General features: G+C 44.5%; 18 protein-coding genes. 12 read left to right on the plus strand and 6 right to left on the minus strand.

Annotation, left to right across the window (positions count from 1 at the left end):
• Window positions 1-37 precede the first annotated feature (37 nt).
• The 6 genes from INQ51_RS00810 to INQ51_RS00835 all read left to right on the plus strand — a co-directional run bounded on the left by INQ51_RS00810 (window position 38) and on the right by INQ51_RS00835 (window position 8065).
• On the plus strand, window positions 38-1705 hold the full coding sequence (locus tag INQ51_RS00810) for a SusD/RagB family nutrient-binding outer membrane lipoprotein (protein ID WP_233375996.1): 1668 nt from the start codon (window positions 38-40) through the stop codon (window positions 1703-1705).
• Between the two features lie 69 nt (window positions 1706-1774).
• Entirely contained in the window at window positions 1775-3139 is a 1365-nt protein-coding gene (locus INQ51_RS00815; protein ID WP_233375997.1) for a PhoPQ-activated pathogenicity-related family protein, read from the plus strand.
• A gap of 57 nt (window positions 3140-3196) precedes the next feature.
• Entirely contained in the window at window positions 3197-4579 is a 1383-nt protein-coding gene (locus INQ51_RS00820) for a neutral/alkaline non-lysosomal ceramidase N-terminal domain-containing protein (RefSeq protein WP_233375998.1), read from the plus strand.
• Between the two features lies 1 nt (window position 4580).
• A complete protein-coding gene (locus tag INQ51_RS00825; RefSeq protein ID WP_233375999.1) occupies window positions 4581-5906 on the plus strand; it encodes a PHP domain-containing protein in 1326 nt (441 codons plus the stop codon).
• A gap of 13 nt (window positions 5907-5919) precedes the next feature.
• Window positions 5920-7194, plus strand: a complete 1275-nt coding sequence (locus INQ51_RS00830; RefSeq protein ID WP_233376000.1) for a hypothetical protein — start codon at window positions 5920-5922, stop codon at window positions 7192-7194.
• Window positions 7195-7216: 22 nt separating this feature from the next.
• Window positions 7217-8065, plus strand: coding sequence for a glycerophosphodiester phosphodiesterase (locus tag INQ51_RS00835; protein ID WP_233376001.1), 849 nt, complete (start codon window positions 7217-7219; stop codon window positions 8063-8065).
• A 22-nt stretch (window positions 8066-8087) separates the two neighbouring features.
• On the opposite strand, the gene INQ51_RS00840 is transcribed toward INQ51_RS00835, so the two are convergent.
• From INQ51_RS00840 to INQ51_RS00865, 6 genes are all read right to left on the minus strand, one after another.
• A complete protein-coding gene (locus tag INQ51_RS00840) occupies window positions 8088-9053 on the minus strand; it encodes an alpha/beta hydrolase (RefSeq protein WP_233376002.1) in 966 nt (321 codons plus the stop codon).
• A gap of 20 nt (window positions 9054-9073) precedes the next feature.
• A complete protein-coding gene (locus tag INQ51_RS00845; protein ID WP_233376003.1) occupies window positions 9074-10633 on the minus strand; it encodes a hypothetical protein in 1560 nt (519 codons plus the stop codon).
• Window positions 10634-10884: 251 nt separating this feature from the next.
• Window positions 10885-12285 carry a hypothetical protein gene (locus tag INQ51_RS00850; RefSeq protein ID WP_233376004.1) on the minus strand — a complete coding sequence of 467 codons (1401 nt, stop codon included), beginning with the start codon at window positions 12283-12285 and terminating at the stop codon, window positions 10885-10887.
• Window positions 12286-12370: 85 nt separating this feature from the next.
• Window positions 12371-13618 carry an MFS transporter gene (locus INQ51_RS00855; RefSeq protein ID WP_233376005.1) on the minus strand — a complete coding sequence of 416 codons (1248 nt, stop codon included), beginning with the start codon at window positions 13616-13618 and terminating at the stop codon, window positions 12371-12373.
• Window positions 13619-13627: 9 nt separating this feature from the next.
• The gene (locus INQ51_RS00860) at window positions 13628-14560 is read right to left on the minus strand and encodes an ROK family protein (protein ID WP_233376006.1); all 933 of its coding nucleotides are present in this window, start codon (window positions 14558-14560) and stop codon (window positions 13628-13630) included.
• Window positions 14561-14562: 2 nt separating this feature from the next.
• The gene (locus INQ51_RS00865; protein ID WP_233376007.1) at window positions 14563-17262 is read right to left on the minus strand and encodes a glycoside hydrolase family 2 protein; all 2700 of its coding nucleotides are present in this window, start codon (window positions 17260-17262) and stop codon (window positions 14563-14565) included.
• A gap of 365 nt (window positions 17263-17627) precedes the next feature.
• Between INQ51_RS00865 and INQ51_RS00870 the strand changes: the two genes are divergently transcribed.
• The 6 genes from INQ51_RS00870 (at window position 17628) to INQ51_RS00895 (ending at window position 26983) form a co-directional block, all read left to right on the plus strand.
• Window positions 17628-20030, plus strand: coding sequence for a GH92 family glycosyl hydrolase (locus INQ51_RS00870; RefSeq protein WP_233376008.1), 2403 nt, complete (start codon window positions 17628-17630; stop codon window positions 20028-20030).
• A 42-nt stretch (window positions 20031-20072) separates the two neighbouring features.
• Window positions 20073-20978 carry a sugar phosphate isomerase/epimerase family protein gene (locus tag INQ51_RS00875; protein WP_233376009.1) on the plus strand — a complete coding sequence of 302 codons (906 nt, stop codon included), beginning with the start codon at window positions 20073-20075 and terminating at the stop codon, window positions 20976-20978.
• Window positions 20979-21653: 675 nt separating this feature from the next.
• Window positions 21654-22541 carry a metal ABC transporter solute-binding protein, Zn/Mn family gene (locus tag INQ51_RS00880; protein WP_233376010.1) on the plus strand — a complete coding sequence of 296 codons (888 nt, stop codon included), beginning with the start codon at window positions 21654-21656 and terminating at the stop codon, window positions 22539-22541.
• 884 nt (window positions 22542-23425) lie between these two features.
• Complete coding sequence (locus tag INQ51_RS00885) at window positions 23426-24382, plus strand: restriction endonuclease (RefSeq protein ID WP_233376011.1); 957 nt, start codon at window positions 23426-23428, stop codon at window positions 24380-24382.
• Window positions 24383-24393: 11 nt separating this feature from the next.
• A complete protein-coding gene (locus tag INQ51_RS00890) occupies window positions 24394-24993 on the plus strand; it encodes a hypothetical protein (protein WP_233376012.1) in 600 nt (199 codons plus the stop codon).
• Complete coding sequence (locus INQ51_RS00895; protein ID WP_233376013.1) at window positions 24974-26983, plus strand: AAA family ATPase; 2010 nt, start codon at window positions 24974-24976, stop codon at window positions 26981-26983. Before INQ51_RS00890 ends, INQ51_RS00895 begins: the two co-directional genes overlap by 20 nt.
• The last annotated feature ends 3 nt before the right edge of the window (window positions 26984-26986 follow it).

The raw sequence follows: 26986 nt of genomic DNA on the forward strand, positions 1-26986 counted from the left end.
GAATCACCTTATCCATCAACAAAAAAAATCTAAGAATATGAAAAAGTTCAATATAAAGTTCATCACAGTTCTTCTGGGTATGTTGCTGGCCTTTGGTGCCTGTCACGATTTAGACGACCTGAATATCAATCCCAACAACCCTGATCCGGAAATAACGGACCTTAACCTGCTGATGCCTACCATCATCATCAATTTAGGACAAGGCATCGTTAATCTCGGCATCGGAGATATTGCCGGCGTTATGCAGCACACACAAAAAACAGGATGGTCAAGCGGTCACAACGATTACGACTGGAACAATCCCGGCCAGTCCTGGGGAGGTTTTTACGACATCCTGCGAAATGCAGACGAGTTTTACAACAAAGCTGTAGAGAAAGAGTTAGAATTCCACCAGGGCGTTGGTTTAATTTTGAAAGCCTACACCTTTGGATTGATTGCCGATCTTTGGGGGGAAGCCCCTTTTTCAGAAGCCTTAAAAGCCGAGCAAGGTCCGGACTTCTATAAACCCGTTTTCGATTCACAACAGGATATTTACCACGGCATTCTTGCCTACCTGGAGGAAGCCAATACGCTTCTATCAAAAAACAGCAGCGAATATACCAACATCAATTCCACGCAGGATGTACTGTACGAAGGAGATGTTAGCAAGTGGAGGAAATTTGCCAACTCGCTGGCACTACGTTATTACATGAGGTTACAAGCCAAAGAACCATCTGTTGCACAAGAAGGAATCAGTAAAATTACCGGCGATCCTGCCAAATACCCGGTTATCACCCTTGCCGGCGACGAGGCTAATGTGGCCTACCCCGGTTCATCTCCGGGCACTTCGTGGCCTATCAACATGGTATTTAACATCGACCCGCTGGGAGAATACATGCGCAGAAAACCCTGTGCCACATTGGTGGAAGCTCTTCAGGCGCTAAATGATCCGCGTTTAGGCGTTTGGGCCGAAAAAGTTGAAATTCCGCTGGTGTTGGTGCCTGGTACCGGTGTAGACCGGATTGTAGACGGGAAACGTGAAATTTCAAAAGACGTGGAAGAAGCTTTCTTGGACAAATGGGAAGGAGAAGACAACCTTTACGTAGATTACGACCAGGAATATGTGGGAATCCCGGTTCAAACCTTTTCAGCACAAGCTTATAATCTAACACCTAACTATACTCAGCAGGCTGCCTATAACCCGCATGTTTCGCAACTGAACGAAATGTACAAGGAAACCAGCGGCCCACTGCTGCAAATGAGGCTTTTGTCTGCAGCCGAAGTAAACTTCATTTTGGCTGAAGCCGCGCTTTACAGTTGGGCGCCGGGAAGCCCCGAAACCTATTATGACAATGGCATTAAAGAATCGTTCAACGCCTGGGATGTAGCTGATCAGTTCGATGATTACATCGGAGGTGCAACATACAACGGACTGGAAAGTATCATTCAGCAAAAATGGATTGCCAGCTGGACTGCCGCTGCCGAATCGTGGTTTGACTACCGCAGAACAGGCTTGCCTGACCTGCAAACAGGCCCATCGGCACGAAGGGAGAAATTACCGCTTCGCTTTTATTACAACATCAACGAAGACCTTTCCACCAACACGGCAAATGCCGAAGCTGCTGTAGCACGGCTGGAACCGACCCAGTACAAAGGCAGCGACCAGACCAACAACAGCGCTTGGTCAAAATTTTGGTTGCTACAGGGAACCGCAAAACCATATTAAAACATTCATAATAAAACAACAAGGCAGACAGGTTGATCCTGTCTGCTTTCTTTTGAAAGGAAAACAGACATGAGAAAGATCTTATTGGGTATTATTGTCCTCCTGCTTCCGGCAATGTTTGCATTGGCCGGTGCAGAAAAAGAAATCACCCCGCAAACAGCATTGAAAGCTTACTTAAACAACGGAGACAATTCATTTAAATGGGAAGTCCAGGATCAGCTAAAAGCCGACGGAGTTACGCTGTACCGTGTTATTTTCACTTCGCAAACCTGGCGCGATCTGGTTTGGAAACACGAACTTACCATCATGGTTCCCGACAATTTGAAACACCATGATGCATTACTTTTTATTACCGGAGGAAGCGTAAAAAACGGCGAACCCAACATTCATGAATGGGATAAATCCGAAATCAAGATGTTCAGCCAGATGGCCATAACCAACAAAGCCATCACTGCCATCTTATGGCAGGTTCCGAATCAGCCTATTTTTGACGGTAAAACGGAAGACGAAATTATTTCCTACACACTTCACAACTTTCAGGCTGACAACGATTACTCCTGGCCGCTTTTATTTCCGATGACTAAAAGTGCCATCCGCGCCATGGATGCCATTCAGGAGTTTGCCAAAAAAGATTTAAAAACCAAAGTAAACGAGTTTGTGGTGTCAGGCGCCTCCAAACGCGGTTGGACAACCTGGCTAACCGGAGCCAGCGACAAACGTGTTAAGGCGATCGGCCCCATGGTGATCGACATGCTGAACATGCAGGTAAACATCCCTTACCACAAAACAGCTTGGGGCGAATTCAGCATTCAAATTGAAGATTACGTAAAACTGGGGGTTGCTCAGCAAGTGGGTTCTGAAGAAGGAAATGCACTGGTTCAAATGGTGGATCCGTATTCGTACCGAAAGGCGCTGACCATGCCCAAAATGATCTTCAACGGCGCCAACGATGAATATTGGCCGGTAGATGCCATGAAAAATTACATCGACAGCATTCCGGGCGATAATCATCTTTGCTACATTCCAAACGCCGGGCACGGACTGGGCGACAAAACAAAGGCTATCACAACCTTGAGTGCCTTTTTTGGAGAAGCCATTACCGGCAATAAACATCCTATGTGTGACTATTCAATTTCGGAAAACGACGGCACTGTTACACTTAAAATGAAAGCGGATGGCAAATTACTGGAAGATGCTATTTTGTGGAGTGCCGAATCGGATGACCGCGACATTCGCGACAACACCTGGACAGAGAAAAGCCTGGGAGAAAAAGGAAAGAAAGAGTTTACGGTCACCCTTAAACTACCCGAATCGGGCTACAAAGCTTTTTACGTCGACCTGAAATACAAAGCTCCGTTTGGAGGAGACTATACACAAAGTACCCGCATGTTTTTGATGAACGACCAGAAGGTACTTCTCAAACGCGGTGAATAAACGATAATCAAATAAAAACGAAAGCTGCCAGATTCAAAACGGCAGCTTTTTCTGCCTATGAAACGAGCTGGAATCATAACCGGTGTTTTAGTACTATTACTGGCAACCCTTTACTTTACGGCAACAGGACCGGTAAATCAGGAACCCTATTTTGAAAGTGATTATTACAAGGAAAGCTGCTCGAAAATCGATGGTTTGAAGGGAAATTATACGTCTTCCAACGATTCATTGCTGGCCGGCTTTGCCAAAGTGAGTATCACACCGAGGCTCAACACTACTGAAGACAATGCGGAAGAAGGCAAATTCATTCAGGTTCCTCTTGCCGGATTTGGTGCCCGCAAAGGTGCACCTGCAACCGGCATTCACGACAGCATTTTTGTAAAGGCAGCTGCACTAAAAATTGCCGACCGATTGTTGGTTTTTGTGGGAGCCGACCTGTTGATCATTCCGCCCAACGTTACCGATTCGGTGATGGTGGCGCTTTCGGCAAAAGGGATACAACGGGATCAGCTCTTTTTCTCAGCTACACATACGCACTCCAGTTTGGGAGCATGGGCTCCCGGATGGGTTGGCGAGCAATTCTCTGGAGAATACAATCCTAAACTCGCTAAATGGCTGACCCGGCAAATCGTTATGGCAGTCACAACTGCTGTTTCCGATTTAAAGCCTGCATCGTTAGCCACCGGCGATTTTGATGCGGCACAGTATACGCGTAACCGTTTGATTGGGGCTCGCGGAACCACCAACGACGATTTCAGTTTTATCTACCTTCAACAAAACAACGGGAAAAAGGTGGTGATCGGTTCGTTTGCAGCGCATGCCACCACCATGGGCGATAAAAACATGCAAATCAGCGGTGATTACCCGGGATACTGGCAACGAAAAATGGAAAATACATCGGTGGATTATGCCATCTTTTTTGCAGGATCCGTCGGAAGTCAAACGAATGTAGGTGAAGGCGAGGGTTTTGAAAAGCCAAAATTCATTGGAGAAGCACTGGCCGACAGTTTAAATGCGCACCTGCAGAACATTCCGCTAAAAAATAAAATCACTGCTTCGTCATTGACGCTAAAAATGACGCTTCCTGAATATCATATTCGCCTGAGCACCCAACGAAACCTGGCAACCTCTCTTTGCCGGAAACTTAATCCGATACCCGACAATTCTGTTCTCCAGGTTGTAAGGCTTGGAAATATGATCTGGATTACAACTCCGGCTGATTTTAGCGGAGAATATGCCCTGCAAATAAAAAACGCACTGGCAGCAAAAGGATACCAGGCCAACGTTTCGAGTTTTAACGGGAGTTACCTCGGCTACATTATACCCGGGAAATATTTCTATCTCGATAAATATGAACCAAAGGACATGGGTTGGTTTGGGCCAACAATGGGCGATTACACCATGGATTTAATTCATCAACTTAGCAAAATTGTCATTTAAAATGAACGGACGGAAAGCAATCAAAACGGCACTGAGAATCCTGAAATACATTTTGTTTTCATTTCTGGGAATCCTTTTGGTTTTGCTGATCATTGGTTTTGCCAAGCCTCTTTGGCGTAACCTGCTTACTTATCCCCGTCTTGAACAAGAAATAGCCGAGTTTAATCAGCTTCGGAAAGCAACTCCAAAAACTACAGACTTGAACACCTACCGTGGCGTTATGCACGTTCACAGTTACCTTTCGCACGACAGCGAAGGAAACCTGAATGACCTGATTCCGGCAGCCAAAAACAACGGCATCGACTTTATCTTTTTAACCGATCATCCGCGCTATCAACTCGACAGTTTTCCACGTGGCTATCGGGGAAATTACGACGGCGTTTTAATTGAACCGGGAAGCGAAAAACACGGCTATGTCTGCTGGCCGCTCGACACCATGGTTATCGACCTGAAAACCAATCCCGACACCATTGCAAAAAATGTGGTGCAACAGGGAGGAATCGTTTTCTTTTCGCATACCGAAGAACCCCGCAACTGGGCCAATACCTGGTACCAGGGAATGGAAATGTACAACTTCCACACCGACACCAAAGATGAATCACTTCTTCCCAGTATTCTTAATTTTCTGGTTAACGGAAAGTCGTACCGGATTTGGGCACTGCGGGAAATGTTTGATGAGCAAACGGCCATTCTGGCGCGTTGGGATTCGCTGAACACTTACCGCCACCACGTTGGTTTTTCGGCTGTTGACACACACGAAAATCAAAATTTCAGAGCCAGATACACTTCCGATGGACAAGTGGAATGGGTGGGCCCCAATGCCAAAATTATCGACACTACCGATGTTACCATTTTCAACAAGTGGCTGTTTCACGAACCCGATGTTAACGGATGGATTTTCAGGCTGATGATTGACACCTACAACGAAGGCTTTAATTACATTACCAACTATGTTTTTGCCGATACACTTTCTGTTCCATCTCTCGCCCAAAACATAAAAAAAGGGCACCTGTTCACGGCGTTTAAAAGTCTGGGTGATGCGAAAGGATTCAACTATTTCAGCAAAAATACCGACGGAAAGATCAACGCCATTACCGGTGATTCCATTTCAATAAGCGCTATTAAATCGTTGAATGCCGTCACTCCTCTTCCCGGCCAGTTCCGCTTGGTTTATAACGGGAAACAGGTAAATATTTCCGGTATCGACGGATACAACTACGAATGGCAAGGCCCCTTTGAAAAAGGAGCTTATCGTATTGAAGTGCACATTCCGCTGCACGGGAAGTATGTTCCGTGGATTTATTCAAACCCCATTTATGTTTACTAAAACAAGTTCCAAGATGACAACAAGAATTTCGTTCCTGATCGCTTTGTTCCTCTTCGCCACACAAATACATGCGCAAACATTTAAAGCCGGCGCTGCTGTTCGCGATATTACGCCCGGTCATCTCATCCCGATTTCGGGAGGAATGGGTGAGCCGGTAATGCCAACCGCTTACCAGGGAAAACTTACCGTTCGTGCGTTGATGCTGGAGAAAGGGGACACAAAAGTGGCCATTGTTGGTATTGACAATATTGGCTGGCCGGCGTATTTGGGTGATCGTTCGCGCGCGTTGATAAAAGATATTGCACCCGAAAATGTGCTAATTGGCGTTACCCATACCCACAGCGCACCCGATGCCTATGGTTTTCCGGATGAAAACGGAAATACCGGAGCCGATCTGGAATATCTGAATTGGTGCGTCACCCAAATTGCGGATGCAGTGAACGAGGCAGCAAAAAATACTCAGTCGGCGGAATTGAAAACTGCGGTTGCCGAAGCCAAAGGAAAAATTGCGTACAACTACTACGCACCTCGTCTTTACGATCCACGGATGGGCGTTATTCAGGTTCTTGCAGCTACCGGCACAAACAAGGGAAAACCGATTGCCACCTTGGTAAATTACGCAACTCACCCCGAAATTCTGGGAACAAAAGGAAAAATGATGAGCCCGGATTTGTGCGGTCCACTGTACGACAGAATTGAATCAAAAGTAGGAGGCGTTGCCATTTTTATGAACAGTGCACAGGGTGGAATGGTAACTGCCGACAATCGGCTTGAAAATGGAGGCGAAGCTAACGACTGGAACGAATGCATCCGCATCGGGAATTTAATGGCTGACGAAGCGCTTCGTATTATCGACCCGGCACCTGTTCAGCAAGATCCGCAATTGTACTGCGCGGCAGAGACGATCGAACTTCCGGTGGAAAATGAAAGCATGCAGTTTGTTTTCAAACACTCGCCGGTAGCAAAACTGGCTGAAAAACCAACCGATGATTTTAGCAAAGTTACCACGCAGGTAAACCTTTTAAACATTGGTACGGCACAGGTTCTCACCATTCCGGGAGAAGCACTTCCAAATATTGGCTTTTATTTGAAACGGCACATGAAAACCGATCAACCTTTTCTTTTTGGCTTAACCAACGATGCCTTTGGCTACATGCTAACCAAGGAAGATTTTAATAGTTTTGAAAGATATAATTACATCTCCAGAACCTCGCTGGGCGAAATGACAGCTGAGATTTACGAGCAGCAAGCCTTGAAGCTTATTGAGAAAAGTCCGGCAGCCAGATAGTTTCTGAAGTAATTTAATAGAAATGAACATTACCGCATTTTTCCTGAGCCTTTTACTTGTAGCTGCATTAAGTTGCGTTGGTCAAAATACAACCAATAAAAAAACCAATCCTGAAGTCATTCTTCCGACACATGGTTTCTGCGCCCACCGCGGCGCCATGCAAACACATCCTGAAAATACGCTTCCCGCATTTCAGGCAGCAATAAACGCAGGTGCCCATATGATTGAATTGGATGTTTGGCTCACAAAAGACGGGCAAATGGTGGTTATTCACGACAACACGGTTGATCGAACGACCAATGGCTCGGGAAAAATAGCAGACTTAACGCTGCCAGAAATAAAAAAGCTGGATGCAGGAAGCTGGAAATCACCGTCATTTAAGGAAGTCAGAGTGCCCACTTTTGAAGAAGCCTTAAAAGTAATGCCCCGAAATGTCTGGTTGAATATTCACATGAAAGAAGGGAATGAGGCACCGGCACTTGTTGCTGAAGTACTAAAAAAAGAAAACCGGCTCCACCAGGCATTTCTGGCGTGCGGTGTAGAAGCAGCTAAAAAGGCCAGAGAAAAAGTTCCGGAGATACTGATCTGCAATATGGACCGGCAGAATTCCACCGAAGATTATGTAAATACCACGATTCATTCGGAGGCCGATTTTATTCAGTTAAGCGGTGATATTACACCCGATTTCCAACAACACATCCAGCGGTTAAAACAAAAGAATATCAGGGTAAACTATTTTGGCTCCGACTCGCCGGAAGAAATCAAACTTTTATTTCAATACCAGGTTGATTTCCCGCTGGTCAACGACATTGTACATACCATCCAATTAGGCAAAGACTTCGGTATCACTCCGGTTCAGCCGGAATTCTAACAATTATGATCTTGTACAAAAACTACCTCAGGTATTTTTCAAAAAAAGCATCCATTTTCTTTTGCATGTAAACGTTGGGACGTTCTGCCATGTCCATGCCATGCGGCCACAACGGCAAACGATGATATTCATTCGGAACTCCCAATCGGTCAAGTCGCAACTTCAAAGTATCCGACTGGCTGGGAGGAAGCAAATTATCGGAGGTTCCCTGCAAAATTAGCGTTGGCGGTATATCTTTACTCAGGTATTTAGCCGGTGAAGCGTCCCAATACAATTCCGGTTTTTCGGTGTATGGATGCCCGATAAAATCAGTCACCATAAACTGTGTTTGTGCGTATGGCGTGGTCATGTCCACTGGTCCGTAAATATCCACCACCGCCTTCACTTTATGCCGTTGGGGATTTTCCCAGCCGTAGCCCGCCAGCATTGCGAGGTGTGCCCCCGCAGAGCCGCCAATCAAAGCTACCCGGCTTGTATCGTAGCCAAAAGTTTCGCCGTTTCGGAAGAGAAAATCCACTGCGTCCATCACATCTTCCACAGCTGCTGGATAAATGCCTTCCTTTTTCAGCCGGTACGAAACCGTGGCGGTCACATACCCTTTTTGCGCGTAGTACACCAGGTACACCAGGTAATCCTGCCGTTTCCCGCTTCGCCAACCGCCACCGTGTATAAAAACGAGCAAAGGTGCTTTCTCCGTCAAACCTTTTTGTTTGTAAACATCCAGCTGCAGCGACTTTCCGTTTACCGCCTTGTATTCAATATCTTTGAACGATTCTATTCCGTCCGGAACTTCCGGTTTCAGATCAACCAGCTTTTCCAGGCCCACACCAATGGCCAGGTAATCGAGGGTTTCAAAATGGTAGCCAATGGGAGCTTTCTCGGGAAATAAAAATCCGGCCAACCTCGGGATCAGCATCCAAACAACCAGGAGAGCCAGCATAACCAGCAATCCTTTTCCTATTCGTTTTACTGCTTTTTTTACCATCATCTTGTTTATTGAGAAGACAGTTAATTCCCGTTTAATTCATTCAGCATTTCCTGGATATGCCGATGCAAAAGCGGAGCTGTTTCCTTGCCCAGCGAATTTCCTTCTCCGTACTGGGCCTTTTCGCGCCCGTAGGCAAAAGGTGCTTTTACATCCCACTGACTTTTGGGAATGATGTACCCGATTTCGTCGTTGGCCAAACCGATAATAAATTTGAAGTCGCCTGCCATCATTTCGCGAATGGGTGGAACTTCAACCGCCTGAACCCCCAGATCACCTTCCGGCAAAGCATCCACTCCCCCGTTTACGATTTCAGGATAAATCTCGCCGGGAATGCTTACAAACGACATTGGGCCGATGCAAAAAGCCGAAAGCTCCGAGCGCATTTTCATCCAGCCGCTTGTTCCTCTGTCCATCACACCCAACGCAGTAGCCAGTTTAAACAGGTTATTATCGATGGGAAGCGAAATGGTACGAACCAGCAACGAAATATTTGCCAAATCAATAACTGCCCCGGGTTGTTCCATCGCATTCAGCGCCAGCATCGAAAGCTGTTTTCCCTCGGCGGCAGCCTTTTCAAACGAACCTTCTTTAAACTCTTCACCGGTAAAAGGATCTTTCACCGCAAGCGAGGGATGTGTGCACATCAAGCCGCCAAGTGCCCCGTTCATATATACACAAACGCCGCCCACTCCGGATTTCATTAAAGTTTCGCCGTTATAAACGCCGTTTTCAACCCCGTCTCGCACAAAATGCGGAAAGTCGGAAGAGATCAACAGGTTGCGGCTCCACAAGGTCTCCGGGTGATTTCCCCAGGCAACCACCGTTCCCAAAACCTGATCATTTTCTTTATCTACAGCCTTTATCATTCGGAGCCCCGAATCAAAAACTTCGGGTTTGCGTGTATCTTTTACCAGCGGAATAGCCCCGGTAAGATCCTGTGAAATCTCCAGGCGGGCCGGTCTTAAACTTTCTGAAGCTTCTACCACCGATTTTACAATCTGTTTTTTAACAAACGTCATGTAATCCGGGTTGATCCCTCTTTTCAGAGGAGATTTTCCCCACAGGCCAAGCAGGTCAGCTGATTCGTGTGTATGAGTTGATGCGATCAATGTGTACGTAATGCCCGCTTCAGCCGGAATCATTTTCCGAACGTCCACCACGTCGTCGTGCATAAAACCAATGGCATCGATAATTACGACCGCCAGCCGGGTAGTACCATCGTCAATGATCATGGTACGGGCCCAGGTATCGTCGTGAACTCCGTTGGCAGGTTTACTGTTGCTAAAACCCGCAATCCACACCGGATCGAATTTACCGTTCCCGTTCCCGTCAATGAAAGTATCTCCATCCTTCGGCTTGTACTTGGCATCGTCGTTTTTGTCCACCCAGCGATCCGGAACTTCAGGCGTGATCGGCACTGCGGCAAACCCGGCTTTTAACCCGCCCGGAGAAGTACCCGTCACTTTCAGATCGGCAGAGTAACCGGGATGCCTGTCTTTCAGGTTGGTCAACATCCAGACAATCAGCCCCACCAGAGAAACTGCCAGTACCATTCCGATGATTTTAACTACTTTCTTCATTTGTGTTCTTTTTCGTGTAACTTTATCTGAAAACAAAAAAACGATACCGGTCCCGCCCTACGAAATGGTTTGAGCAATAAAAACCGTAATCATTCTGTATTCGACCGCCCCGGTAAACCAGTATCATTCAGTTTGTTTATTCAATATCTGCAATTTAGCCATAATTTTGAATCTAGCTGAAGAACGCTCTGCTCTTTGCGGTGAAGCATGTTGATGGAGGCAATCTGTGCAATTCTCAACACATCCCGTTTCTACGCTGCCTCTTTTGCTTCTACTTTGAATTCAGACTTGATCATCCAGCTAAGCAACACAGCAGAGAGCACAAAAAAGAGATCGACAAAAAACCGTCCGCAAACCACCTGACACAAGGACAAGCCGGCCAGGTCGAAATTCTGGGGATGTTCGTACATCCGAAGTATGGATATAAAAATGCACGACCAGGTCAATACCAACAACAGGTTCCGGATGTTGTCCTTTTTTCGGCTGAAATAAAACACCAGGATGGCTACCACTGCAGTGGAAAGAAACACCCAAAAGAAATGCCAGGTAAAAGGCGACACTGTATTTACTCCGGGATAAAAATCGCGAAACAGGTCAATGGCCGTATGACAGAAGGTTAAGGTGATTCCGATTTGCCAGGCTGCTTTTGGGAAACGGATTAGTACAAGCAGAAAAATCAACCCGGTAAAAGAATAATTATCCACCAGACGAATCACTTCATTTTTTAGCGATCCACCCGGCATGTTGTTGTCGAGCGTTACTTTACCCACAACTTCGATTAACGACGGTAATAACCAGAAAATCAGCAGACCGGTTCCCAGTACCACGAACAACTCCTTCCATCTTGCCCAGCCACTTTCTTCTGATGAAGGCTCGTTATCCTGCTCAAAAACCAAATCGTTGCGGCTTAACCAGGCTGCGTAACCCAACGAAGCCCCCAACAATAAACCAAAGCTAAACTCCATAGCTTTCCACCAACTTCCAAAAATTACGTTGGGAAGATGGCTTCCGAGCACCAGCCAAAAACCACCAAGACCAAAACCAAGTGCCCCGCCGATGGTTCCCCAAATGGTAAAGCGGAGAATTATTTTGAAGTTTTCAGCCGGTATTTTCAGTTTCAAATACCCCAACATAAACACAGCTCCCAGCAACAGTCCGGCCCACGATTCGGCACGGGGTTTCATCGGGTCGGAAAAGTACAGCAACATCGGGTCGTTGATCAGCTTAAACCCTACGATTATTCCCAGTATCATGAGCAGAAAAGCCACAATGAGTGTCTTCCGCGGAACAGATCGAAAGAAAAACCCCAGTGCAAAAACGGCTCCACCCAGCAATCCCCAAACGGCACCTTTTAACGTTGTTCCGGCGGTTCCCCACCAAACGGTATCCGGGTTTTTCAAAAAGCCCAGTGTTTGCCCGTATGTCATTTCACCCCCCAGGCCAATGCCAATTACCCCAAAAACTACCAGAAAAGAAGTAGCCCGGGCAGGCATTTTTAATAATAAGCTTACACACAATGCAATCATAGCGCCGGGAATCATGGCACCGTAGGGACCACCGCCAATGTGGCCGCGCAGTCCCCAGCCCAGCATCATGGCCAAAGCAGGGAATGCAATAAACATCCACTTCGAATGGATTTTTTCTTTGTTCATATCTGTTTTTGTTTGATTAGTTACCTGTCAAAAAGTGCCGGAGGATTGTCAGCGACAGTCCCCCGGTATTTATTTTTGCTTACCGCTAATTTTCCGGTTTAAACGAGATTGTTTTGTTGGCGATCAGCGGTTTGGCCCAGAATGAAATACTCAATACATAGCCCAATGTCACAAAGATCAGCAGCATTCCGGCCCGCAGCGAAGAAAAGTCGCTGATGGCGCCGATCAGTACCTGAACAATGGCCCCTCCGGCAATACCGGTCATCAAGATCCCGGCAAATGACCCGTGGTGTTTCGCCACTGAATTCAGCCCCAGCGAAACAATTGTAGGATACATTACTGACAGGAAAAATCCCGAAACAGGTAAAGCCCACAAGGCAATGCCAGTGCTGCCAAACAAACCCGCAGCCACACAAATAATGGCCAGAATGGTAAACCACCGCAGAATTTGTTTGCTGTCGAATAATTTCATCAGCACAAGGCCCAGTATTCCGCCAATCGTCATTAATCCCCAGAAATAAGAAACGGCATCGGCTCCCGCCAAATCGGGATCAATGTTATGGTAGGTTTTCAAAAATTTTGACAACCAATACGAGATTCCCTGTTCCGAGCCTACGTACATAAAAATGCCCAAGAAATACAAAATCACATATTTGTTTTTGATCAGTTCCTTAAAACTGTCTTTTGAACCGACTTTTTCACCGTCCTGCAATTCCACCTTCGGAAACTTAACCAGAAAAATAATAACTCCCATCAGGATGGCAATGGCGGCAAAAGCCCAGTAAACCGAAACCCAGGACATATTTTCGGGAACTAATTTTGTCATCGACTCAATCAGCGGTTTGTCCAGGTTTCCGTGGTCGATATTCACCACAAAATACGAGTACATTTGCGGGCTGATAAAGGAAGCGAGGCCAAAAACCAATTGCCCCATTACGGAATAAAAGGCATAATTTGCTTCGCCTCCCGAAACGCGCAAAAGCGGATTAATGACCACCTGCAACGCTGCCATTCCTGCTCCAATCGTAAATAATGAAACGATAAACACATTGAAAACAGGGAAAACGGCAAATATCAGTGAAGCGGCGAAAGCCATCAGAAATGCAAAAATGATTATCCGTTTTTCACCGTATTTCTCCACCATAAAACCAAAGGGAATCGACATAACCCCGTAAGCAATAAAAAAGGCAAACGGAAGCAGGCCGGCCATGGTTTCGGTAAGAGTAAAACTCTCGGATACTTTTTGATTCAGCGCCCCCAGAATGTTGGTGAGAAATGAGATCACAAAAAACACCAACATAACAAGAACGACCATAAGATGATTTCGTCGCATAATGTTTGTTTAATTTACGTGCTTAAAAACCAGCGATGCTGCGCCCAGACAACCGGCATTGTTTCCAAGGGTTGCCCCCACCACGTCGGTATTTGCAGCACAATCAGACATTGCGTAACCGAAGGCCGATTCCTTGATCATATCGATGTAAAACTGCCCGGCTTCAGAAATTCCCCCGCCGATCACCACCTTTTGCGGTGCAAAGGTATTGATGAACCCGGCGATTCCGTGTCCGAGATAAGCTGTGTGTTCCTGCATGCATTTTACGGCTGTTGCTTCGTTGTTTTTGTATTTTTCAACAATCAAATGGCCGTTTACTTCTTCGGCATTCAAGCCGGCAGCTTCGGCATATTGCTGCACCAGCGCAGAAGTAGATGCATACGCTTCGAGGCAGCCGCGTCCACCACAATTACAGTCAATTCCCTTGTGATCGATGGTGACATGGCCCATTTCTGTACCGCGGTTTTTATAGCCTCCGTACAATTCGCCGTTGGCAATAATCGCCCCGCCGATACCGGTCCCGACGGTAATAAAAATCACATCCGAGCAATCTTTGGCAGCACCGTAAGTCGCTTCGCCCAGTCCCATCACATTGGCATCGTTGTCGGCAAAAACAGGCAGGTTAAAAGCCTTGCCAAAAATCCCGGCGAGGTCGATGTCAACCCAGCGATCCAGGTTCTCGGCTCCCCCCTGCACAACTCCGTCACAAACAATTCCCGGGGAACCGATTCCTATCCCTACTACCTGAATAGACTCTTCACTGGCTTTATCGATTGTTTTTTGGATGGAAGTCTTAATGGCTTCCAAGGTATCTTCGCGGCTTGCTTTTCCGCCCACCGGCAATTTTCCTTCAGTTACAATTTCTCCGTTTTCAGCTACCAAAGCATATTTTACAAACGTTCCTCCAAGGTCGATGCCAGTGGCATATCTCAATTTCTCCATTTTTAATTTATTCTATTAGGTTTTACATTCCAGGCTTTCACCTTCAATTCCGGTCTTTCGCCTTTTAAATTGACAAGATCGAAATTTGCGGTGTAAACCCGTTCTTCTCCCGGGAATAAAGTTACATAATTATCATTCCAGTAAACCGGCAGAATGGGATCGTCGGTTCCGGGATTCACCAGATCAAAATAAGTAAAGAACGCAATTGATTCCCCCGGATTCCTCACTGTCAGAGTGATGTTCCCTTTTTCACCTTCTTTCTCATACTTGTAATCGTATTCCAGCCTCACTTCCGGAAGCTTATTAAGTGCCTTGAAATCGGCATAAGCTTTTGGCGGGGTATAGAAAGGCCACTCCAATTTTTTGGCGGCTTCGTAATCCAGTTCATCTTGTTTCAACGATAACCAGTAGGTGCTATGATCCACCTCCCGATTGTCCTGGTCAAAAACATTCAGACGAAGAAACCAAACCGAAGTCAGCCCAGCGATTTCCGGAAGTTTGTATATAAATTTCGAGGTGTTGGTAGCCAGATCACCTTTCCATTCGTCGCTAAAAATTTCTTTGGAGTTAATATCATATGCTGCAATTTTCACCGTCAGGTTATTGGCATCGTTCAAATCTTCGTTGGCCAGGTAAATGTCGTCAAAACCGTAGCGATAAATGGCATGAATTGGGTTACAGGCCTTGCGAACGCCGTAAAAAGAACCGTTGGGCTGCAGATAAGTATCGTACAACTGCCAGTACAGTTCGGGCCAGGCCGAGTTGAGCATCCACTGCACCAAACCGGTGCTTTTGGGTTTGTGTGCGATAAAAGCCTCAAACATCGGCCGCATCAGTTCGTAGTTCGAAACCTGGCATTTAAAGGCAAATTCTTCCACGCTGTTGGAAGGTCCGTAGCGCTCGTCCATGGCTTTGCGGAAACGGTCGAGTGTGGTGAACGCATTGCGCCCGGTGTGGTATTCCCAGTATTTTTTATCGATGGGCCAGAGACTTTCTTCGGGCAACATTTTTTTCAGCGAAGACAAAGGCATAACGTTGGGGCCCGGACACGTTTCGGTGTTAAAACCGTAAGCGCCGCCCAGTTGTGTATCGGTGAACCAATAAACCGGTGGTGTGTAAGCGTAAGGTCCTAACATTTTCATGCCGGTGGGGCCGCTGATCTCGCTGATCAAAGGAACTTCGGCCACAATGTTGTTGTCTTCGGTTCCGGCACCGCCTGCCGAAGTGATGTACGGCCGCGACGAATCGTATTTTTTAAACAGATCGATGTATTTGTATTCCAGCTCTGGAATCGGAAGTTTATCGCTTCCCAGCATCCACACATAAATGGCCGGGTGATTGCGCAGCCACAACATCTGGTCTTTCCAGTAGGCAGCCAGCAAATTAATGTCTTCGGGAGTAACAGCGCCTCCGTATTTTTCGTGCGTGGGTTTTAGCAGGTATTCCTCCCATTCCCAGTGGCAGTTAAAACCAGCCATCACCAGGATGCCGTACTCATCACACAAATCGTACAGCATTTGGGTTTTGCCCCAGAAACCTTCGCAACGAATGCTGTTCAGATTCATGTGGCGGATGTATTTCATCTGTGCCTCCACGCTTTCGCGGGTATCCTGCAACAGCAGGTCATCCACCCAGCCACCGCCTTTCAGCAACACAAATTTGCCGTTGATGGTAAACACCCGGTTTTTATCTTCGTTCAGGTAGCTGTTGATTTCGCGAATTCCGTAACGGCTTTCCACCTTGTCCAGCACTTTCTTGCCCGAAATAAACTCAACCGTCATGTCGTAAAGGTTGGGATCGCCCATTCCGTTGGGCCACCAAAACTTCACGTCTTTTACTGAAAGCTGTGCAAATTCTTCCGAAGTAAACCGGCATGACAGGGTATCTCCGGCAGCGATCTGCACTTTCTTTTCAACCGTTCCGATACCAAAATCAACCCGAACCAGACCTTCCACGGGTTTGTCCGACTGGTTTTCGATTTCAGCCTGGATAAAAAGATCGGCGTCTTTCAGGTTCTCCGTATTTACTTTTGATGAAACAAACGGACTTCGGATTTTCACGCCTTCGTTCACTTCCAGGAAAACTTCCCTGAAAATGCCCATGTTCCGGTCGCGTGGCAGCGGATTCCAGTCCACAAAACCAATGGAATATTCCCCATCGGCATGTTGCCAAAGCTTTAATGCCAGGGTGTTCTCCCCCTCCTGAACATACTCGTCGATAGCAAAAGTGAACATGCGGTAAGCGCCGGCAAACTCATCTTTACCCGCCACTTTTTCTCCGTTCACCCAAAGCTCGGCGCGGTAGTTGATCCCGTTAAAACGCAGCGAAATGTGCTTTTTTAAATCGCCGGCAGAAAGCTGAAAAGCAGAACGAAACCACCAGGGCTTTTTAAACTGCTCGATATCCACGCTTTGCATGTTGATCCCGAAATAAGGATCTTCAATCACGCCGTAAGTGGCCATACTCCCCAGCACCGTTCCGGGCACCGAAGCCTGCAGCCACGCATCGTCGGAAAAACCATTTTCAGAAATACTGCTTTCCTCCACACCGGCCAGTTTTTCACTCGCCTGCATTTTCCAGCCCGAGGATAGGTTTTCCACCCGCGAAACCAATTCTTTTTCTGCAGGCGTGCAAGCTGTCATAAAAAACATACCTGCCAGTAAAAGCCTCAAAGTCTTGTGAAAGTAATTACGTCGTTTCATTTTGTTTTAGGTTGTTCGTTTCATTCGTTTCAGTTCCAACTCATCCTTTTGTCTCGCAAGAAGTAAGGATTTGCTTTATACGTATTCTTTAGTCGTATTTCAGGCGCTCACGGCAGGCAATGAATGTGTTTATCTACATTTTCAGGTACCGTTACTTTCGCCTTTCTACTTTTTACTGCTGCTTTGACATTTGGTTATACCATACGTCTTTTCTTCCGCTTTCGGATAGCTCGATTTGAACAAAGGAAGTAGGAAAAGCACAAAAAAACTTCTGCTTTTTTATTCATCTTACAACATATATTAACCCTTCGTTTATATTTTATAATGTAAATTCGCCAAAGAGGTTAAAATTCTAAAAGTAACTTATGAACATCCATCTTTCCTTTTCCAATACTCAAATCAGAACTTTGCTGTTGATCTGTTTACTGGCCACGACCGGTTTCACGGCTTTTTCGCAGGAAGACACATCGAAACCCGCCGATTATGTAAATCCATTTTTGGGAACCGATTTCTTCGGACATACTTTTCCCGGAGCTTCGCTCCCCTATGCGATGGTTCATGTAAGTCCGGATGTGGGCACCGAAGGCTGGACCCATTGCGCGGGTTATATTTACCAGTCGAGCTCGATCATCGGTTTTAGCCACACGCACTGGAGTGGCGTTGGAATGGTAAACGGCGGCGAGGTGTTGCTGATGCCCACCGTGAGCAACGAATTGCAGATACTCCCCGGAACCAAAGAAGACCCGGATGCAGGTTACCGCTCACGTTACAGCCACGAAGAGGAAAGCGCATCGCCGGGTTATTATTCGGTCATGCTAAAAGATTACGACATCCAGGCAGAACTAACAGCCACCCGCCGTGCAGGCTTTCACCGCTATACTTTTCCGGCATCGAAAAACGCACATATTATTCTTGACCTCGGACACCAGATCGGCACCCATTATTCGGATGAAAATTCGGAACTGAAAATATTGGATAATAAGCGTATTGAAGGCAAAAAGGCCGCCGGACTGGGGCAGGTTTATTTTGTGGCCGAATTCAGCAAACCGTTTAAATACTACGGAACCTTTGATGCTTCGTATGTTACGCCCGAATCGGGAGCGAGCTTGTTCCCCTATAAAAATGCAGAGGCGGGTCAAAAAGTAGGCGCTTTTGCGAGTTTCGACACCCAGACCGGTGAGCAAATTCTTGTAAAAGTGGGCATTTCGTACACCAGCGTGGAGGGAGCCCGCAAGAACCTGGAAGCAGAAATTCCGCACTGGAATTTTGACCAGGTAAGAAACGACGCCCGGGAAACCTGGAATCACGAATTGTCGAAGGTTCAAATTGACGATGCCAGCGATGATCAGAAAGAGGTTTTTTATTCGGCGCTGTATCATTCGTTTCTGGCCCAATACATTTCACAGGATGTCGACGGAAAATACCTCGGTTCCGACGGGCAAATTCATACCGCCGATGGTTTTGATTTCTACGGATCGTTTTCGTGCTGGGACACTTACCGATCGCAACACCCGCTGTTAACACTCACCGCACCCGAACATGTGAATGATTTTATCCGTTCGATTGTGGCCAAAGTACAGAACTTTAAGTGGTTGCCGGCCCAGCATTTTCTGAATGTTTTTGGCGAAGGAATGGTGGGCGATCACCTCATTCCTGTAATTGTGGATGCCTATATGAAAGGTTTCCGCGACTACGATGTGGAACTTTTGTACAAGGCCATGCGCACCAAAGCCTTGGAAAAGCCCCGGCCTCCGGTGCATGAAAACATGGCGCGCGCAGGGTTGGAGTATTACCTGAAACTGGGCTACACCCCGGTTGACCGCATCACCGAATCGGTTCCGAACACCCTCGAACTTGCCTACGATGACTGGTGCATTGCCCAGCTGGCGAAAGAACTTGGGAAAGACGACGACTACCAGCTGTTTATGCAACGCGCCGGAAACTATGCCAAACTGTGGGATGCCGAAACCCGTTTTATGCGCCCGAAAAAAGCCGACGGCAACTGGTTGGAAGCGCTGGGAGCAAACGAGCAGGAGATTGTAACCCAAGGAGATCATTCGTATTATAAATATTTTGATCCGCTGCTGGTGGGCCGCCGCCCCAACCGGCATTATACTGAATCCAATGCCTGGCAGTACATTTGGTCGGTTCAGCACGATGTGCAGGGCCTCATCAACCTCTTTGGCAGCAAGGAAGCTTTTACCGCCAAACTCGACACTTTCTTTAGCATGAGTCCGCTGATTACGCCGCCCAAATACGTGGGTGTGGTGGGCACCATCGGGCAATACGTGCATGGCAATCAGCCCTCGCACCACGTGGCATATTTGTACAACTACGCCGGGCAGCCCTGGAAAACACAGGAGCGCGTACGGCAGGTTTGCGAAGAACTTTACCGCCCCGGCCCCGGTGGCTTGTGCGGAAACGAAGACATGGGTTCGCTGTCGTCGTGGTACGTGCTGAGCGCTATGGGAATTTATGCCGTTACGCCCGGTCTGCCCGTTTACGCCATTGGAAGTCCTTTGTTTGGGAAAGCCACCCTTCAAACAAGCAAAAACAAAACCTTTACGATCAAGGCTAAAAATCAATCGAAAGAAAACAAATACATTCAGTCGGCGACCTTAAACGGCAAAGAATTTAACCGCACCTGGATTTCGCACGAGGAAATTGGAAATGGTGGCGAGCTCATCTTTCAGATGGGACCAACACCCAATAAAAACTGGGGAACCGGGGCCAATGCCGCGCCGCCTTCGATGTCGGAAGCCAACTAATCAGAATATTATGTATCTTAATCCCAACTAAACCTTATCGATATGAAACAAGCAAATCAAAACCGAAGAACTTTTATCCGTAACCTGTCGTTGATCGCCGGAGCCAGTGCACTGCCCGGAAGCCTGCTGGCAGCCTGCAACCCGGTGCCGGGAGTGCAAATGAAACTGGGTCTGGTCACTTACCTCTGGGCCAAAGACTGGGACATTCCGACCATTATCCGGAATTGTACCGAAGCACAAATAGGAGGTGTTGAATTGCGTGTGGAACATGCCCATGGCGTAACGCTCGATCTTACCGCGGCACAACGCGCCGAAGTAAAAAAACAGTTTGCCGACAGCCCGGTGGAAATTATAGGAATGGGCACCAACCAGGACTATCATTCGCCCGATCCGGCCAAGCTGAAGGAGTCGATCGAAACCACCAAACAGTGGCTGCAGCTGAGCAAAGACATTGGCGGCTCGGGGGTAAAGGTAAAACCCAACGCTTTTCCGGAAGGTGTGCCGCACGAAAAAACCATTGAGCAAATCGGCAAAGCGCTGAACGAGCTGGGACAATATGCCCTTGACTTGGGGCAGGTGATCCGGCTCGAAGTACACGGCCGCGAAACACAGCTCCTACCCAATATCAAAGCCATGATGGATTATGTGGACAACAAGGGTACCGGTGTTTGCTGGAACTGTAACCCCGAAGACCTTGCCGGACAGGGACTCGAATACAACTTTAACCTGGTGAAAGACCGCTTTTCTGATATCTGCCATGTGCGCGAGATGAACGAAGGAGATTATCCCTACCAGGAGCTGATGAACCTGTTTGTGAAAATGGATTACCCGGGATGGATCCTGCTCGAATGCCGCACCGACCCGGCAGACAAGGTAGCCGCCCTGAAAGAACAGCGACGCGTTTGGCTTGATATGATTGCGAAGGCAAAGGAAGGACTGAAGGGCTGAAGGACTGAGGGATTGATTGGTTGAAGGATTAAGGGATTGAGGAAAGAATGCTGGAATGCGTTAATGCTTGAATGCTAGAATTAGCTGCGAGCATTGAGCTGCTAGCCACGAGTTTTTAGGAAACATAGTTTCATAGTAACTTTGAACACGTAACTTCAAGCTTCGTACTTCTAACTTCAAGCCATTGATAAATTGCAAAACTGTTAAATTGTAGAAAGAAAACGACTTCGCGGAGGGATTGAGGAAAGAATGCTGGAATGCGTTAATGCATGAATGCTAAAATTAGCTGCGAGGGATGAGCTGCTAGCCGCGAGCTTTGCGGGAACATAGTTTCAGAGTAACTTTGAACACGTAACTTCAAGCTTCGTACTTCTAACTTCAAGCCATTGATAAATTGCAAAACTGTTAAATTGTAAAAAGACAACGACTTTCCACAGTAACTCGGCATCACGGCAAAACAGCAACACCGCTAAACGGCATCACAGGAATACAGCAACACAGCCACACAGCCACACAACCCGAGTCAAAAACATACGGTTTTACAAGGCTGCAATCTTTTTTTATGTTTATTTTAGACCGCGCAAAAACGAAAGGGCGTGAATACGCAAATGCCAACAACGCACATTGTTCATGGCCACACATCACAAATCAGCGTAGATTTAATCAACCAACAAAATGAAGCAAATGCAGGTAAGCACATCCAGAATATTCATCATCTTTTTAGTTCTTTGTCTTTTTTCGTGTGACCCCAAAAACAACAAAGACACCGAAAAACCAATAATAACCGTCAGCATTTTGCCTCAAAAGACATTTGTTGAAACGATTGCCGGCTCCGACTTCAAAGTAAACGTTTTACTGCCGCCCGGAGCAAGCCCTGCGGCTTTTACACTTTTACCTTCTCAGCTAAAAGACATCGTTCGTTCAAAAGTATGGTTGCGCATCGGGCACATTGGCTTTGAATATTCGTGGAAAGAAAAAATACAGCAGGCCAACCCGGAAATGAAGGTAGTTGACCTTTCGCAGGGACTGGATTTAATTACACCGTCATCCGTAAATACCACCGAACCGGCAACAGGAAAAGGAGCGAATCCCCACATCTGGATGTCGCCGCCACTGGCCAAACACTTGGCCCGCCGCATTACCGACGAGCTTTCGGCTTTGAATCCGGCGAGAAGTGCCGTTTATAACGAAAATTACCGCAAGTTTGCCTCCGAAATCGACCAACTGGATGCTGAAATCAGAAGTAAATTAAAGGACTATCAGGGCCGTGAATTTATCATGTTCCACCCGAGCCTTTCGTACTTTGCCCGCGAATACAGGCTCAATGAATATTCGCTTGAGCCGGGCGGCAAGGAACCAACCCCCCAGCGAATGGCCGAACTGGTGAAACTGGCACAAAAAGAAAACATCCGGGTAATTTATATTCAAAGTGATTTAGACCGCGAACAGGCCCGGGTATTTGCCGAAGAAATCGACGGCGAAGTTGTCGAAATGTGGCCCTTAAACCCAGCCTGGAAAGAAAACCTGCTCGAAATAACCGACATGCTTATTCAGCACTTTTAAAGGACTGAAGGATTGAGGGACTGAATGTGTAAATGCAAAAATAAGCTGCAAGACGCAAGTTATTGCTAAATTGATAAACTGTTAAATGGAAGGATAAGCTTTGAGTCGTGAGCTACGAGCGACGAGTAAAATACGGCAACTCTGAACTCTGAACTAAAAGCTTAGAGCTGTGAGCCACGAGCTGCGAGTACGACTGCACTGCACACCGCTACTGCCTCACCCCTCCGTCATTCCGTCGTCAAAGCCTCCGGAATTCCTCGTCCCCCTTAAAATGGGGACAAATGGAAAACACTGTGAGCTCTTCTAAATTGTCAAATTGGAAAACTGTTAAATTGCAAAAAGCATGGAGCAAAGAGTACGACACTGAACTTTGAACTCTGAACTTTAAACTGCAAGCTGCGAGCAAAATACAGCATCACAGCAATACGGCATCACGGCAACTCTGAACTTTGAACTCTGAACTCTGAACTCTAAACACAAAACCCTGACCTAAAACATACGCCTCCCCGGTAGCGGGAATAACTTTTATGTTTATTTTTAGAACACCTTAAAAACAAAGGCCTTGAATACGCGAATATCACCAACAAGAAATCACGCTGAAGTTACTGCTTCGGATTTCATGAATTTTAGCGATTCAACATAATAGATGATGTTATTCCACCCTACTGGAGGTATAACATGACCTTAAAAAATGAGATAATGAAAATAACATGACTAGTGATGTTATGCGCTAGTTAGCGTTCATGTTGAAAAAAAGAAGAACCTAGATAATGAGAACAAAAGCCAACACACAAATAGCACATTTGCCATCCCCAACACACAAGCTGATGCTTAGTTTGCAAAAGAGCTATTTTGGGCATTCACACATAATCTAAATAATACAAATGGCGATAACAGGAACGGATTTTGAAGCTTTAATTAAACCATTTTTCTCGAAATTATTCAAGGATATGGGTTTTGTAGTTTTAGAGGTACGAAACCAAGATTCTGGAACACAAAATGGTTTTGATATTAAAATCGTTTTTGATGATAATAATTCAAAAGAAAGATATTTATTCATCGAATGTAAATATTATAAATCGGCTAAACTTGATTGGTCTGAGATATTTACAAAGCAGATTGAGTTGCAAAGCTCAAACTACAATCCTACTGCATTCATCATGTTATCTCCATTGCAAAACCTGAGCAATATAAATGATAATGCTCAAATTGAGTTTGAGAAAATAGTCAAATTCCCTGTTGAGTTTTGGACTCCTGATAAAGAACTAGAAGAACTATTTGCTCTAGACAAAAATATTTATGAAAAGGTATATGACAAACCATGTGAAATAGAAGTTGACAAAGAAAATCAACTAAAAGTAACTCGTACTCGGATTGAATTAATTCTTAAAAAGAAAGATGTCTTTCAGTTTTCAAATTGCATCAGAATTAAGGAGGCAAATAGAAAACCAAATGAAGATTCCAGTATGGTAACAACCCTAGATACAAAACTTAATTCAGTTCTAGATGAAGATGATGAAGATAGAATCTATTATCACCAACTAAGAGTTAATTATAAGGTCTTTCTCGAAGACATGCAAGATGTAAATAATGATTTAAGATTGAAAATATTGAATTGGCAAGACAATATGAGAGCACGGGCAAAACGTCTTACAAATAAGTTTAACTTAAATCCATCTTATAATTCTCAAATGTTTTATCATGATTTCTTTGAAGATGCGGAAAAACAACTTTTAACCTTTTACGAAAAGAATGATTTAAAAGACGATGAAGAGAAACTATTAAACGGAATTGTTTTTGAACTCGCTGCCGAATGCCCACTTGATTGGCGTAAAAAATAAAACGAATAAAAATGCGTCTGGAAAAATTTATAAATAAGCTCGTCCAAAAAGATTTAATTACAAATATTAATTTGGAGCGTCCCAGCTATGTCCAACCGGAAGATAGAATTTTATACCGAGCACATCGAATATTAATTATTCTCGGCATGCTAAATACTAAAAATGGGCTTAGTAAAGATGTTATTGCTTGTGTTGATTTTCTTCTTAGAAATTCGAACTACCAAAAGAAATTCATTTTTGAGTATTTCCAAGGACAAAAAAACATCGTTACAAAAATTGCAAAATACTCAGCAAACATACAGGAAGAAATAGATTTTAATATTGTGCAATATAGAAGTGTTCCATGGGATTTGAGATTTAATGACATGTTCTTGTTTTTGTATGTAAGGTCATTAATTAAAATTACGGGAAGTAGCAAAGAAAGAAACTTGAGATTACATCTTTCTAAATCTGGTATTGAGCACTTTGAAAAAATAAAGGAAATATTTCCTTCTGAGATTAATTTTTTGGAACTCTTTGGTTCCAAAGTACAAGAAAAAAAGACTATTGAGATAATTACAGAAATAATTCCAAAATCCTATTGGCGTCAAAATGAAAAGCTTAATAATTAATAGATTAGTTTACAAGGTTCAGACAAAAGACAAGACGGAATATGGAGCAGATATACCTTTTAATCCAGGTTTAAATGTGGTATGGGGTCCCAATTCTGTTGGGAAAAGTAGCATTATCACGGGCATAATCTATGGTTTAGGATTAGAAAAAAGTTTAGGAATTTTTAAACTAAATCAGAATCCATTCAAACCTGAGTTTTATAGTAGAATTGAAGGAAAAGAGATAACGCTTTCATACTTGCTATTGGAAATATCAAATGGTATCAAACACATTACAATCTTTAGATACCTGAAAGGCGACAAAACAAACATTGTCGCTATAAAAAATTGCAAAATAAAAGATTACGATAAAACCAAAAAATTTGAAAAATATATTATCGAAGGTGAAGGCGTTTTCTCGGATAATGGATTTCAAAATTTTATATATGGTTTTTTAGAAATGCCTATTGTTGAAGTTCCTTCGTACGATGGGAAAAATGTGAAAATATATTTTGAGAACCTTGCTCCATTGTTTTTTGTAGAACAAAGGGCAGGTTGGGCTCAAATACAAGCAAGACAAATAACCAGATATAATATAAGAGATGTTAAAAGAGTAGTCTTCGAATATTTAATGGGATTCGATAGGTTTGACATCCATTTAATGGAGTTAGAAAAGAAGGAGATTGATGAACAAATAAAAAAGCAAAAAGACAATTTAACGGCAAAAGAGGAGAGTATATTTATTATTGGAAATGGTGAATCAAAAGAAGGAAAACTAACAATTGATGACAATGAAGCCGGTAAATATCCAATTGAAGAATTTTTACAGCTTTTGAAGAAACGTTATAAAAAAGAATCAGAGGGTGTTTTAGAATTATCAGAATCAAAAGAAGAAACGGAAAATCAAGAAGTTGATTTACGAGAAAAGCTTAAGGTTTTTGATTATCAATATAGAAAAAGTGAAGAAAAGGCAAAGAATTTACTTCAAGAAATTAAGGGGTATGAGGGTTATATTGAACGAATTAAGTTAAATAAATACAAGAATAATCAATTAAAAAAGATTGAAGAGTTCTCTTTTGATTTAAATGTCACGACATGTCCAATTTGCGAACAACCTTTGACAGATGAAGAACATGGAAAATGTCGTCTTTGTAATTCGGAAATAAAGAAAAAAATATCAACTCCTACGCAAAATCTTGATTTTCTTGAAGATGAAGAAAAATCGTTTAAAAATGTATTGCGAAATAAACAGTTAGAATATCGAAAAGAACTAGAAATAAGTCAAAGACTGAAAGACAAATTAAAGAACACCGAAAAAACACTTGAACACCAAATTTCAACATATTCAGGAAAAGCTCTTTCAAGATATAGAGACAAAATTATTAAAATTGACAACCTTTTTAAGGAGATTGATAGATACGAAAGAATCAATAAAAGATGGAAAGACCTAAATCCATTGAGGTTAGAAATTAAAAAAGACGAAAATAGAAGCGAACAATTAAAGCAGAAAATTGAATCATATCTTGAGTCTAGCATGGACTCCGAGATTCTTAAAACTATTCTTGATTATCTTAAATCAAACGTTCGAAACCTGGGGCTATTTAAAGCAAAGGAATACCTAATAAATCAAATAAAACTCGACTCAACTGATAATTACACTCCGTATTTAGATTCATATGATATTTTTAATATAAGCAGTTCAAGTGATAACGTTCGAATTATCCTTAGTTATTATATTGCCTTGTTACAAACATCGATTTTATTGAAAGACAAATCAAAAATTAAGTTCCCCAATCTTCTAATCTTAGATGAACCCAAGCAACAGAATCTTGACAGTGAATCGTTAATCAGTAGTATCGATTTATTCAAAAAGGTCTTAAATTCAAATAGCCAAGTGATACTGACAACTTATAGTGAATCAAGCTCTAATAGGTTAAAAATGAAAAAATATTTTTGCCATGAAATGAAAGATAAAAACGATTATCTATTAAAAAGAATTAGCAATGAATAGTCA

The sequence above is a fragment of the Maribellus sp. CM-23 genome, from assembly GCF_021354595.1.
Taxonomy (GTDB): domain Bacteria; phylum Bacteroidota; class Bacteroidia; order Bacteroidales; family Prolixibacteraceae; genus Draconibacterium.